Annotated in this window: 10 protein-coding genes and 1 pseudogene; 7 read left to right on the forward strand and 4 right to left on the reverse strand. The window is 73.4% G+C overall.

Going from position 1 to position 12549, the window contains the following annotated elements; all coding sequences use genetic code 11:
• Positions 1–82 precede the first annotated feature (82 nt).
• Positions 83–1300 (reverse strand): lipase family protein, encoded by a 1218-nt coding sequence (locus L6E12_RS32355; RefSeq protein ID WP_236231726.1) that lies wholly within the window; start codon positions 1298–1300, stop codon positions 83–85.
• A gap of 105 nt (positions 1301–1405) precedes the next feature.
• On the opposite strand from L6E12_RS32355, the gene L6E12_RS32360 reads away from it, so the two are divergent.
• From L6E12_RS32360 to L6E12_RS32375, 4 genes are all read left to right on the forward strand, one after another.
• The gene (locus L6E12_RS32360) at positions 1406–2053 is read left to right on the forward strand and encodes a TetR/AcrR family transcriptional regulator (protein WP_236231727.1); all 648 of its coding nucleotides are present in this window, start codon (positions 1406–1408) and stop codon (positions 2051–2053) included.
• Between the two features lie 591 nt (positions 2054–2644).
• Positions 2645–4213, forward strand: coding sequence for a Re/Si-specific NAD(P)(+) transhydrogenase subunit alpha (locus L6E12_RS32365; RefSeq protein WP_308075421.1), 1569 nt, complete (start codon positions 2645–2647; stop codon positions 4211–4213).
• Positions 4214–4216: 3 nt separating this feature from the next.
• Positions 4217–5629: a Re/Si-specific NAD(P)(+) transhydrogenase subunit beta gene (gene pntB / locus L6E12_RS32370; protein ID WP_236231728.1), complete on the forward strand. Its 1413-nt coding sequence runs from the start codon at positions 4217–4219 to the stop codon at positions 5627–5629.
• A 104-nt stretch (positions 5630–5733) separates the two neighbouring features.
• The gene (locus tag L6E12_RS32375; RefSeq protein WP_236231729.1) at positions 5734–5928 is read left to right on the forward strand and encodes a hypothetical protein; all 195 of its coding nucleotides are present in this window, start codon (positions 5734–5736) and stop codon (positions 5926–5928) included.
• An 82-nt stretch (positions 5929–6010) separates the two neighbouring features.
• Here the strand turns inward: L6E12_RS32375 and L6E12_RS32380 are convergent, their stop codons facing one another.
• Both L6E12_RS32380 and L6E12_RS32385 read right to left on the reverse strand, forming a co-directional pair.
• Positions 6011–7486, reverse strand: a complete 1476-nt coding sequence (locus tag L6E12_RS32380; RefSeq protein ID WP_236231730.1) for an alpha/beta hydrolase — start codon at positions 7484–7486, stop codon at positions 6011–6013.
• Between the two features lie 124 nt (positions 7487–7610).
• Positions 7611–8669, reverse strand: a complete 1059-nt coding sequence (locus L6E12_RS32385) for an aldo/keto reductase (protein ID WP_236231731.1) — start codon at positions 8667–8669, stop codon at positions 7611–7613.
• A 117-nt stretch (positions 8670–8786) separates the two neighbouring features.
• On the opposite strand from L6E12_RS32385, the gene L6E12_RS32390 reads away from it, so the two are divergent.
• Entirely contained in the window at positions 8787–9620 is an 834-nt protein-coding gene (locus tag L6E12_RS32390; RefSeq protein ID WP_236231732.1) for a helix-turn-helix transcriptional regulator, read from the forward strand.
• A 10-nt stretch (positions 9621–9630) separates the two neighbouring features.
• On the opposite strand, the pseudogene L6E12_RS32395 reads toward L6E12_RS32390, so the two are convergent.
• Positions 9631–9744: pseudogene (locus tag L6E12_RS32395) on the reverse strand (alpha/beta hydrolase); the annotation flags it as partial.
• A 364-nt stretch (positions 9745–10108) separates the two neighbouring features.
• Here L6E12_RS32395 and L6E12_RS32400 point away from each other — a divergent pair.
• Together L6E12_RS32400 and L6E12_RS32405 are read left to right on the forward strand one after the other, a co-directional pair.
• Positions 10109–11026: a diiron oxygenase gene (locus L6E12_RS32400; RefSeq protein WP_236231733.1), complete on the forward strand. Its 918-nt coding sequence runs from the start codon at positions 10109–10111 to the stop codon at positions 11024–11026.
• A 3-nt stretch (positions 11027–11029) separates the two neighbouring features.
• Positions 11030–12538: an FAD-dependent oxidoreductase gene (locus L6E12_RS32405; protein ID WP_236231734.1), complete on the forward strand. Its 1509-nt coding sequence runs from the start codon at positions 11030–11032 to the stop codon at positions 12536–12538.
• The last annotated feature ends 11 nt before the right edge of the window (positions 12539–12549 follow it).

Here is a 12549-nt window from a genome sequence, read left to right on the forward strand (position 1 = left end):
CGGCCGATCCCCGCGATCGGCCGGGCTCGTCGGCGTCCGGGCGGGGTGATCACCCCCTGCTGCGGTCACCCCATCCGAGGTGTCAGCAGGACGGTCGGGTCGGCTTGCCCGCGTAGCGGTCGCCGAGCCAGTTCAGCGCGGCGGTGCCCCACACCGAGACGGCGGTGATGTGCCCGGCGAGCGGGATCGACGTCCACTGCAGGTCGGCGCCGCGCGCGCAGTAGCGGTCGCGCAGCCCTTCCGCCGCCGCGTACGGGATCAGTTCGTCGAGCGTGCCGTGGTAGAGGTGGACCGGGGCGGTGGGCGCGGTCGTGCCCAGCCGGTTCTCGGCGAGCCGGGCCTGCCAGGCGGGGGAGTCGATCAGGTCCGGGGTCGTGGTGAGGTCGTTGAGCCGGGTGAACGGCGCCGCGAGGGCGAGTTCGGCGACGCAGGCGTCCCGCACCTTGGCCGTCAGCTCCTTCCCCCGCCGGGTCAGCCGGTCGGCGAACGGCAGTTCGGGGTAGGCGGCGGCGTAGCCCACCGCGGCTGCGACCAGCAGGCCGGACCCCAGGTTGCCGTCGTTGGACTCGGCGACCTCGTCCAGGTCCGACGGCACCCCGCCCTCGGCGATCCCGACCAGGTTCAGCTCGGGCGCGTAGGTCGGCTGCAACTCACCGGCCCAGGCGGCGGCCTGCCCGCCCTGGGAGTAGCCGAAGGCGCCGACCGGGGCGTGCCGGTCGAGGCCCGCCTCCGGCAGTCGGGTGGCGGCGCGGGCCGCGTCGAGCAGCGCGTGGCCCTCGGAGCGGCCCACCGCGTAGGTGTGCGTGCCGGGGGTGCCCAGGCCCTCGTAGTCGGTGACCACCACGGCCCAGCCCTTCAGCAGCGCCTGCACCAGGAACGCGATCTCCACCTCCGTGCCCGCGCGCAGGTGGTAGGACGGCGCGCACTGGTCGCCGAGTCCCTGGGTGCCCATGGCGTAGGCGACGACCGGGCGCGGGCCGGGGCCGGGCCAGGCGTCCGGCGGCACCAGGACCGTGGCCGACACCGCGATGCGCGCGCCCGTGGCCGAAGTGGACAGGTGCAGCACCTGGTGGGCGTTCACCGGTGCGGGCAGGACCCGGAACGGCTCGGGGTGCCAGTCGACCCGCCTGCTGCGCAGCACGTCACCGGGTGAACCGGCGGGGAGCGGGGCGGGCGGGGTGTAGAAGGCGTCCTGCGACGGCACCGGCAGGGGCTCGGCGGCGCTCGCCGCGGGCGCGGGCCCGCAGGTGAGCAGCGCGAGCGCGACCAGGGACGAGACCAGGGCGGATCGGCGGACCATGGTGCCTCCGGTATTGTGGAAACTCCGATTTTCGGAACCTAGGTCCGCACCGCCGAAGCGACAAGCCCGATTACCACTTTGCCCCGGGCGGGAACGGGAGCACCGGTGACCACACCGCCCAGGCGCGCCTACGGGGGCGTCCCCGCCGCCGACCGCCGCGCGCAGCGCCGGGCCCGGCTGCTGCTGGCCGCGCTGGAGCTGTTCACCGCCCGCGGCTACCAGCAGACGAAGATCGTCGACCTGTGCACGCTGGCCGGGGTGTCCACCCGCAACTTCTACGAGGAGTTCCCGGCCAAGGAGCGGGTGCTGCTCACCCTGCACGACCGGATCAACGCCGAGGCGTTGCGCCGGGTCGGCGGCAGGCTCACCGAGGTCGAGGGCGCGAGCACCGCGACCAGGGTGCGGGTCCTGATCGACACCTTCATCGCGGGCATCACCGCCGACCCGCGCCTGCCGCGCCTGAACTACGTCGAGGCCGTCGGGGTGAGCGCCGACCTGGACCGGCAGCACCAGGAGTGGGTCCGCCGCTGGGCCGACTTCATCGAGTCGGAGGCCCGCTTGGCCGCCACCCGCGGCGACGCCCCCGACCGCGACTACCGCCTCACCGCCTACGCCGTCGTCGGCGCCATCACCGGTCTGCTGCGGGAGTGGCAGGCGCACGACCCACCCCTGGACACCGCCGCCATCGCCGAGGAGATCCGCGGCCTCGTCCTCGCCGCCATCACCCGCCCGGCGGTACCCGTCGAACCGTGACCCCGGACCGTCCACCTGGGACCCGGTGCCCTCCGTCCGGGCCCGCGCGATTCCGACATCGGCGACGGTGGATCGGATACTGCCGCCCGACCCCCCGAGTCAATGTGACAGACGTCCTGTGCCGCACCCGGACCACGCGGAACCCCCCGAGGGCGTTCGCCGTTGACATGCCGATCACCGCCCACCGGTCCGCCGCCACCCGCGCCCGCCGGGACGAGATGAAATCGGCCACGCGGCCCCCGGGGTCCCCCGCGCGCCGGAATGCGGCAGCACAGGGCGCAGAACCGTCGGCGTGTTGCCTGGACGCGTGCGCGCCGAGGTGACAAAAGCACGGCCGGGCGAATCCGCGTCCCGCCCGGAACCCGTGGGCGAGTTCGCCGCGCCACGGTGCCGGTACAAAGCCACCGATGCGGTTCCCACTATTCGGAACGGCTTGATTTCGCTGCGGTGCGAGCATCGCCATATCCAGAAACGGCCGGTTTTCGCGGTACCTTCCCTTCCTACGGTGGGATCGCGCACCCGCAGCGATCGACACGCCCCGCACCGGGGCTGACCCATCCGGCGCCGCGCACCGGCGTGAGAGGAGATCGTGTGAACGACAGTGAACCGACCGCGGGCGCCGCGCCGAGCGTCGGAGTCCGGGCCGAGACCGAGAAGGCCGAAACCCGGGTGGCCCTGACCCCGGACACCGTCGGGAAGGTGCTGGGGCTGGGCTACCAGGTCACCGTCGAGTCCGGGGCGGGCACGCGATCGGGGTTCGACGACCAGGCCTACCGCGACGCGGGCGCCGAGGTGGTCGACGGTCCGGTGTGGGACGCCGACGTCGTCATCGGGATCAACCCGCCCCCGGCCGAGGACATCCGGCGGCTGCGCGCGGGTGCCACGTCGATCTCGATGCTCGCCCCCGCCCTCGAACCCGACCGGGTCGCGGTGCTGGCCGAGCAGGGGGTCACCGCGCTGGCCATGGACGCGGTGCCGCGGATCTCCCGCGCCCAGTCGCTGGACGTGCTCAGCTCGATGGCCAACATCGCCGGGTACCGCGCGGTGATCGAGGCCGCCCACGCCTTCGGCCGCTTCCTGACCGGCCAGGTGACCGCGGCGGGCAAGGTGCCCCCGGCCAAGGTGCTCGTCGCCGGGGTCGGTGTGGCCGGGCTGGCCGCCATCGCCGCGGCCAACAGCCTGGGCGCCATCGTCCGCGCGACCGACCCCCGGCCGGAGGTCGCCGACCAGGTCCGCTCCCTCGGCGGGGAGTACCTCGCCGTCGACGTCGTCCAGGACATGGGCACCGACGGCTACGCCAAGGCCACCTCCGAGGACTACGACCGGCGCGCGGCGGAGATCTACGCCGAGCAGGCCGCCGACGTCGACATCGTCATCACCACCGCGCTCATCCCCGGCAGGCCCGCTCCGCGGCTGCTGACCGCCGAGCACGTCGCCTCGATGAAGCCGGGCAGCGTGGTCGTCGACATGGCCGCCGCGCAGGGCGGCAACGTCGCGGGCACCGTGGCCGGTGAGGTCGTCGTCACCGACAACGGGGTCACGCTCATCGGCTACACCGACCTGCCCGGGCGCCTCCCGGCGCAGGCCTCGCAGCTCTACGGCACGAACGTGGTCAACCTGCTGCGCCTGCTCACCCCGGGCAAGGACGGTCGGCTGACCCTCGACCTCGACGACGTGGTGCAGCGCGGGATGACCGTCGCGCACGGGGGCCAGGTCCTCTGGCCGCCGCCCCCGGTGTCGGTCAGCGCGACCCCGGCCGCGGCGGCAGCCGCGGCGCCCGCCGACGCGGCCACCGCGAAGGAGGAGCCGGTCCGGCGGCCGTGGCTGCGCGCCGCGGGTGCCGCGCTCGGCGCGCTGGTGCTGTTCGGGATCACCTCGGTCGCGCCCGCGCCCCTGGCCGGTCACCTGACCGTCTTCGCGCTCGCGGTCGTCATCGGCTTCTACGTGATCGGCAACGTGCACCACGCGCTGCACACGCCGCTGATGTCGGTCACCAACGCCATCTCCGGGATCATCGTGGTGGCCGCGCTGCTGCAGATCGGCACCGGCGACGCACTGGTGACCGGGCTGTCGGGCGCCGCCGTCCTGCTCACCACCATCAACATCGTCGGTGGCTTCGCCGTCACCCGGCGGATGCTCAACATGTTCTCGAGGAGCTGACCGGTGACCGCACAGACACTGACCACCGCGGCCTACCTCCTGGCCGCGCTGCTGTTCCTGGCCAGCCTCGCCGGGCTGGCCAAGCACGAAACCGCGCGCACCGGCGTCCGCACGGGCATCGCGGGCATGACCATCGCGCTGGTGGCCGCGGTCGCCGCGAACCTGGACTCGGGGACGACCGGCCTGCTGGTGCTGGTGGTCGCGCTGGTCGTCGGGGCCGCCATCGGCCTGTGGCGGGCCAAGGTCGTCGAGATGACCGGCATGCCCGAGCTGATCGCCCTCATGCACAGCTTCGTCGGCCTGGCCGCGGTGCTGGTGGGGTGGAACGGCTACCTCGACCACGGCGCCGAGGACGGGTTGACGGGGTCGCTGCTGGGGGTGCACCACGCCGAGGTCGTCATCGGGGTGTTCATCGGCGCGGTGACCTTCACCGGGTCGATCATCGCCTACCTCAAGCTGTCCGCCCGGATCAACTCCTCCCCGTTGCAGCTCCCGGGCCGCCACGTGCTCAACCTGCTGGCCCTCGTCGCCTTCGCGGTGCTCACGGTCGTGTTCGTGGTGCAGCCCGCGATCTGGGTGCTCGGCGTGGTCACGGTCGTGGCGCTGCTGCTCGGGCTGCACCTGGTCGCCTCCATCGGCGGCGGTGACATGCCGGTCGTGGTGTCGATGCTCAACAGCTACTCCGGCTGGGCCGCCGCCGCCGCGGGCTTCCTGCTGTCGAACGACCTGCTGATCATCACCGGCGCGCTGGTCGGCTCCTCCGGTGCCTACCTGTCCTACATCATGTGCAAGGCGATGAACCGCTCGTTCATCTCCGTGATCGCCGGTGGCTTCGGCGCCCCGACCGCGTCCGGCGCCGCCCAGGTCGACGGCGAGCACCGCGAGATCGACGCGGCCGGGGTCGCCGAGATGCTCACCTCCGCGCGCACGGTCGTGATCACCCCCGGCTACGGCATGGCCGTGGCCCAGGCCCAGCACCCGGTGGCGGAGATGACCCGCCGCCTGCGCGCCCAGGGCGTCGAGGTCCGCTTCGGCATCCACCCGGTGGCCGGGCGCCTGCCCGGGCACATGAACGTGCTGCTGGCCGAGGCGAACATCCCCTACGACGTGGTCCTGGAGATGGACGAGATCAACGACGACCTCGCCGACACCGACGTGGTCTTGGTGATCGGCGCGAACGACACGGTCAACCCGTCCGCCGCGGAGGACCCGGCCAGCCCGATCGCGGGCATGCCGGTCCTGCACGTGTGGGAGGCGCGTAACGTGGTGGTGTTCAAGCGGTCGATGGCCTCCGGTTACGCCGGGGTGCAGAACCCGCTGTTCTTCCGCGAGAACACCCAGATGCTCTTCGGCGACGCGAAGGACCGCGTGGTCGACATCGTCGCGGCGCTGCCTGCCCCGGTACCCGCCCGCTGAGCAACCGATGGCCGGTCACCGCCCGAGCACGGGTGGTGACCGGCCATTGTCGTGCGCGCGGTGCTTGACCACGTGCCGGAGGGGGTATGGGAGGAGTGACCGGTATGTCCGCTGAGGATGGGAAGCACACCATGGCACCCGACACCACCCGCCGCCCACTGCGCCTGCTGGCGGCCACGGCCGTTCTCGGACTGCTCCCGCTGCTCGCCGCCTGCGGCGACGACGACGGTGACGACGACGACCGCGACGACGACGGCATGCGCGCCCGCGCCGCCGTGGTCATGACCATCGCCGACTGACCCACCCCGGCCACCCACGACGCCCGGCCCGGGTCACCCGGGCCGGGCGTCGTGGCGTGTCCGCCGGACCAAAACCGCCTGGTCAGCCGCAAGTCCGGTCTGTCGCCGGGAGTGCGCCGCCGAGCAGGTAGTCCTGCACCGCCGTGTCGAGGCAGGTGTTGCCCGCGGCGAGGTAGACGCCGTGGCGGAACGCGCCGCGCAGGGTCACCAGGCGGGAGCCGGGGAGGGCGCGGTGCAGGGCGAGCTGCCCCGCGTACGGGGTGACGGGGTCGCCGTCGGCGCCGACGACCAGGGCCGGGGCGCCGGTGCCGATGGTCGTGGGTGGCTCCGCCGGGCGCACCGGCCAGAACGCGCACGGGGTGATGTTGCGGGTCAGCGGACCGAACAGCGGTTCGTCGGCGCGGTGGGCCTGGATGTCGCGGAAGTAGGTGCCCGGGTCGCGGGGCACGGCGCGGTCGGCGCACAGGATGGGCGTGCCCGCCCGGTCGGTGGCCTGCCCCGCGCCGGTGAGGACACCCGCCAGGAGGCCGTCCAGGGTCGGCGGCGGGGTGACCGCGATCCCCTTGGCCGCCGCGTCGAGCGCGCGCACGGTGGCGGTGAGGTCGGCCTGCGCCTCGGGGCTGTCCTCGTAGAGGCCCACCAAGAGCAGGTAGGGCAGGACATGTTCGTCCACTGAGTACTGACCGACGCGCAGCGGTCGCCGGGTGGCGGCCTGGTTGATCCGGTCGACGGTGGCCAGGACCGCGTCGGCGTCGGCGCCGAGTTCGCGGGCCGCCGCCGAGCCCGCCCAGTTCCGCAGCGCGGCGGCGACGGCGGGGGCGCTGCGGCGCAGCAGACCGGGTCCGTGGACGGCGGGGTCGACCGCGGAGTCCAGCACGAACCGGTCGGCGTGCGCGCCGAACATCTGGAGGTACACCGCGCCCAGGTAGGTCCCGTAGGACACCCCGAGGTAGGAGATCCGCTCCTCGCCGAGCGCCCGCCGGACGAGGTCGAGGTCCCTGGCGGTGTTGCGGGTGGAGGCGAAGGGCAGCAGGTCGCGGTCGGCGGCGCAGCCCGCCGCGAGCCGCCGGGCCAGGTCCGCGCTCTCGGTGAACGTCCGCCGGTCCGGACCGGCCGAGCGCAGGAAGGTGTCGGTGTCCCAGTCGCAGCGCAGCGGCGCGCTGCGCCCGACGAACCTCGGGTCCACCCCGACGAAGTCGTAGCGCGCGGCGACCTGCGGCACTGCCCCGGCCAGCAGTACCTGCTCCACCCCCGGCACCCCCGGGCCGCCGGGGTTGACCACCAGCACACCCCGCCGCCGCGCCGGGTCGGTCGCCCGCACCCGCGCCAGCGCGACGTCGATCGACCGCCCGCGCGGCTGCCGGTAATCCACCGGGACGCGCACCTCACCGCACTCCGCGCCCGCCTCGTCCAACGCCGCGCCCAGCGGGTCGTCCGGCCCGGTCGAGCACCCGTGCCAGAGCACGCCCGCGACCCCCGACCCCGCCAGGGCCGGGGGAGCGCCCACCACCGCCCCCACCGTCAACACCACAGCCGCGGCCACCGCCACTCGACGCACCAGAACCCCCTTCGTAGGTGGTGTCGAAGGTAGGAACCCGGCCGCCCCCGGGCGATGGGGCAGACCCCCGCACCAGTCCGGTGGCCTGCCCCACCTGTCACCGCCGCACGGTCCCGGCAGGTTGTCAGCGGCGGCTCCCTATCTTCAGGTCCCCTCTCACCACGGTGCGGATGTGGTCACTGGCCAGCAGGTCGTGCGGGTAGCCGAGGTCGATGGCGCTTGCCTCGTCGAGGCGGGCCAGGTGGGCGGCGGTGAGGTCGACCTCCAGGGCACCCAGGTTCCCCTCAAGCTGCTCGGGCGTGCGGGCGCCGATGATCGGTGCCACCACGTCCGGGTTGCCCAGGGTCCAGGCCAGCGCGACCTGCGCGGGGGTGTGGCCCAGCTCCGCGGCGACCTCCCGCACGACGTCGGCGATCGCGAGGTTCCGCTCGCTGACCAGACCCAGGTCCGCGTTGAAGCTCCTGCGGGTGCTCTCCCCGGTGTCCGCCGCGGTCAGGTCGGTGCGGCGGTACTTGCCGGTCAGCAGGCCGCCCGCCAGCGGCGAGTACGGGGTCACCCCCAGCCCCACCGCCCTGGCCATGGGGATCAGGTCGCGTTCCGCGGCCCGGTTGAGGAGGTTGTACTCGACCTGCAACCCGACCAGCGGCGACCAGCCGCGCAGGTCGGCGATCGCCTGCATGCGCGAGACCTCCCAGGCCGGGGCGTTGGACATCGCCACGTACAGCACCTTGCCCTGGCGGACCAGGTCGTCCAAGCCGCGCAGGACCTCCTCGACGGGTGTGGTGAAGTCCCACACGTGCAGGTAGAGCAGGTCGAGGTAGTCGGTGCCCAACCGCCGCAGGCTGGTCTCCACCGACGCGAACAGGCTCTTGCGGTGGCTCCCCGTGGAGTTCGGGTCACCGGGCCTGCGCAGCGTCGTGTACTTCGTGGCCAGCACCAGGCGCTCGCGGTCGTCCCGGGTGAACTCGCCCAGCCAGCGCTCGGCGCTGCCGCCGGTGTAGGTGTTGGCGGTGTCGACGAAGTTCCCGCCGCGCTCGACGTAGGTGTCGAACAGCTTGCGCGCCTCGTCCTTCTCCGCGCCCCAGCCGAGCTCGGTGCCGAAGGTCGCCGTGCCCAGCGCCAGCGGTGAGACCCGCAGCCCGGAGCGGCCCAGCAGCCGGTAGCTGTCCAGGGTGAGCGACATCGTGTCCTCCTGTGCTCGTGATCCGCTGTCGGGACCGAGTCTGCGACCGCCGCGACCCGGGGATAAGGGAGAGGACTTCCTGGGAAGAGCAGTCCCACCCCGGCTGTTGGACCGGGCATGACGACCCGCACGATCGACCAGGCGCGGGAGCTGGCCGCGTTCCTGCGGACCCGGCGCGAACGCCTTGACCCGCGCGACTTCGACCTGCCCCCGCGCGGGCGGTCCCGGCGGACCCCGGGGCTGCGCCGGGAGGAGGTCGCCGAACTGGCCGGGGTCAGCGTCGACTACGTCGTGCGGTTGGAGCAGGCCCGCGGGCTGCGGCCCTCGGCGGAGGTGGTGGAGGCGCTGGCCGGGGCGCTGCGCCTGGCCCCCGACGAACGCGCCTACCTGTTCGACCTGGCCCACCAGCGCCCCCGCACCGCCGACCGGCCCGCCACCGCCGCGGCGCCGCCCCTGGCCCGGTTGGTCGCCGACCTGTCGCCGCTGCCCGCCATGCTGATGAACCACCGCTTCGACATCCTCGCCTGGAACAGCGAGATGGCCGGGCTGCTGGTGGACTTCGGCACCCTGCCGCCGTCGCAGCGCAACGCGATGTGGCTGTGCCTGCTGCACCCGGAGGTGAGCGGGTTCTACGACGACCGCGAGCACGTCGTGCGGCAGGGGATCGCCTACCTGCGCGCCGCGTGGGCCGCGCACCCGGAGGACGCGGAGTTGGCCGGGCTCATCACCGGGTTGACCACCCACCACGAGGAGTTCGCGCGGCTGTGGGCCGAGCGGGACGTCAAGGTCAGCGGTCGCGGGCTCAAGGTGGTGCGGCGCCCCGACGTCGGGGTGATCGCGTTGGACTTCGAGGTGCTGATACCCGTGCAGGACCCGGACCAGCGGTTGATGATCTGCCGCGCGGCCGACGAAGCCAGTCAGTCCGCACTGGACCGGTTGTGCGCGCGGTGAGGTCGGGCCGTCAGCCCCGTGCGCCCACGGCGAGGTGGCGCCGGAACCACGCGGTCAGGCCCGCGTCCACCTCGCGCGCCTGTGGCAGTTGCGGCGCGGGCTCGATGCCGGGCTCCTCGGCGAGCACCCGCAGCGCGACGGCCCCACCCAGCGAGCCGCCGAGCACCCCGATCGGGCCGCCGCCGACCGCCGGGCGCCGCTTGCGCCGCCGGCGCAATCAGCACGGTGGCCACGCGCGGCCCACCCGCCCGAACACGGCATCGGGCAGACCCGGCAGCACCTCAAGCCCCGGTGCTGCCTGCACCGCATCCCGCTGCGCCGTGGCCCGCGAGGTGGTGTAAGTCCGAGCTGGGTGGGGCACCCGGTCGAAGAGGGTGTTGACCAGCCCGCGCGAGCAGGGGAGATTACCCGTGCGGCCCCGACGTCAGATGTGTTACCTTGGGTAACAGTAACCTTGGGTAACATGCTCGATGATGTCAGGAGGCCCCATGACCAGCGTCGATCCTCGTGGCCGCACGGACGTGTTCGCGCCGGACCGGCAGGCCGTCGCGAGTGCGCTGCTGGACTCCGCGCGCACCTCGTCCTACGACCCCGTGGAGGAGGTCGACTGGGAGACCCCGCTCGACACCGCCTACCACGGCGCGAGCCCGGAGTGGAGCACCCTGTACGGCACCTCGTACTGGGACGAGATGACCCCCGAGCAGCAGCGCGAGCTGACCCGCCACGAGGCCGCGTCGGTGGCCAGCACCGGCATCTGGTTCGAGATGATCCTGCAGCAGATGGTGCTCAGGGACTTCTACGCCAAGGACCCGACCGACCCCGCGTTCCAGTGGGCGCTGACCGAGATCGCCGACGAATGCAGGCACTCGATCATGTTCGCCCGCGGCGCCGCCAAGCTGGGCGCCCCCGCCTACCGGCCGCGCCGGGTCGTCGTGGAGCTGGGCCGCGGGTTCAAGACCCTCGCCTTCGGGGAGGCCGCCTACGCCGCCATCCTGGTCGCCGAGGAGGTCCTCGACGTGATGCAGCGCGACTGGATGCGCGACGAGCGGGTGGTGCCGTTCGTGCGCACCATCAACAACATCCACGTGGTCGAGGAATCCCGGCACATGAAGTTCGCCAGGCAGGAGACCAAGGAGCGGCTGGCGGGCGCGGGCTGGGCGCGCAAGCAGTTCAACGCCCTCGTGGTCGCCATCGCCGCCTACGCCATCGTCACGAGCATGTGGAACGAGGACATCTACGCCAACGCGGGCCTCGACGCCGAGCGGGCCCGCCGCGAGGCCAAGGCCAACGAGCACCACAAGGCGATGCTGCGCTCAAGCTGCGCCGGGCTGATGGAGTTCCTGCACTCCGCGGGCCTGCTCACCCGTGCCGCCACCGTCTTCTACAAGCGCGCGAACCTGATCTGAGCCATGGCCTACGCGATCACCCAGACCTGCTGCAACGACGCGTCCTGCGTCTCGGTCTGCCCGGTCAACTGCATCCACCCGACACCGGGTGAGCCCGACTTCGGCAGCACCGACATGCTCTACATCGACCCGAAGGCGTGCATCGACTGCGGCGCGTGCGTCGACGCGTGCCCGGTGGACGCGATCTTCCCGGTGGCCGCCCTGACCGGGCCGCTCCAGGTCTACGCCGGGATCAACGCCGAGTACTTCGCGGGCCGGGACGTGATCGCGGAGGCCGCCACGCCGAACCTGCACCACTGGGGACCGCCGACGTTCGAGCGCACGATCCCCGGCAACCCCGCGCCGCTGGAGGTGGCGGTGGTGGGCACCGGTCCGGCGGGCATGTACGCCGTGCAGGACCTGCTGCTGCGCACCAGCGCGCGCATCACCCTGATCGACCGGCTGTCCGTCGCCGGTGGCCTCGTGCGGTTCGGCGTCGCCCCGGACCACCCGGCCACGAAGAAGATCGGCGAGGCGTTCGCCCGCTTCCACAGCCACCCCAGGCTGCGGCTGCGGCTGGGCGTCGAGGTGGGCCGGGACGTCACAACGGCCGACCTTGCGGCGCGGTACGACGCGGTCGTCTACGCCGTCGGCGCCTCCTCGGCCCGCACCCTCGGCATCCCCGGCGAGGACCTGCCCGGAAGCTTGGCCGCCACCACCGTCGTGGCCTGGTACAACGGCCACCCGGACGTCGCCGAGGACGCGGTCGACCTGTCCGCCGAGCGCGTGGTCCTGGTCGGCAACGGCAACGTCGCGGTGGACGTGGCGCGCATCCTCACCGCCGACCCGGACGCGCTGGCGGGCACGTCCATCGCCCCCGCCGCGCTGGCCCGGTTGCGCGAGAGCAAGGTCCGCGAGGTCGTGCTCCTGGCCCGCCGGGGCCCGGAAGACGCCGCTTACACCCGCGCGGAGCTGATCGCCCTCCTCGCCAGGGACGACGTCGACGTGGTCGTCGACGCGGAGGACCCCCGCACGGTGCAGGCCATCGCCGAAGCCGCGCCCGCCGACAAGGCGGCACTGCTGCGCGGGGTGGCGCAGGAGGCCGTCGACTGGTCCGCCCCGCCCGCGCCCGGCCGCAGGCGCATCGTGCTCCGCTTCCACTCCGCGCCCTTCGCGGCACTCGGGGACACCCGGGTGCGCGGGCTGCGCGCCTCCGGTGCCGACGGCATGGTCGAGATCGCCGCCGACCAGGTCATCCGGTCGGTCGGCTACCACGGCACCCCCGTGCCCGGCCTGCCGTTCGACGAGCTGACCGGCACCATCCCGAACGCCGACGGGCGGGTGGCGGGCAGGCCGGGGGAGTACGTCGTCGGCTGGATCAAGCGCGGCCCCACCGGCGGCATCGGCACCAACAAGGCCGACGCCGCCGAGACGGTGGACGCGATCATCGCCGACGCCGCCGAGGGCAGGCTGCCCAAGCGCAACCGCCGGTCCGTGACCGCCCTGGTGTCCCGCCTGCGCAGCCGCGTCTGACCCGTCGCCCG

This window comes from Actinokineospora sp. PR83, from assembly GCF_021056305.1.
Lineage (GTDB): Bacteria > Actinomycetota > Actinomycetes > Mycobacteriales > Pseudonocardiaceae > Actinokineospora > Actinokineospora spheciospongiae.

Excerpts from the sequence above, each read along its gene's own strand:
- L6E12_RS32355 (WP_236231726.1), bottom strand. The coding sequence starts at position 1,300 with ATGGTCCGCCGATCCGCCCTGGTCTCGTCCCTGGTCGCGCTCGCGCTG.
- L6E12_RS32375 (WP_236231729.1), top strand. The coding sequence starts at position 5,734 with ATGTCCGCTGAGGATGGGAAGCACACCATGGCACCCGACACCACCCGC.
- L6E12_RS32385 (WP_236231731.1), bottom strand. The coding sequence starts at position 8,669 with ATGTCGCTCACCCTGGACAGCTACCGGCTGCTGGGCCGCTCCGGGCTG.
- L6E12_RS32390 (WP_236231732.1), top strand. The coding sequence starts at position 8,787 with ATGACGACCCGCACGATCGACCAGGCGCGGGAGCTGGCCGCGTTCCTG.
- L6E12_RS32400 (WP_236231733.1), top strand. The coding sequence starts at position 10,109 with ATGACCAGCGTCGATCCTCGTGGCCGCACGGACGTGTTCGCGCCGGAC.
- L6E12_RS32405 (WP_236231734.1), top strand. The coding sequence starts at position 11,030 with ATGGCCTACGCGATCACCCAGACCTGCTGCAACGACGCGTCCTGCGTC.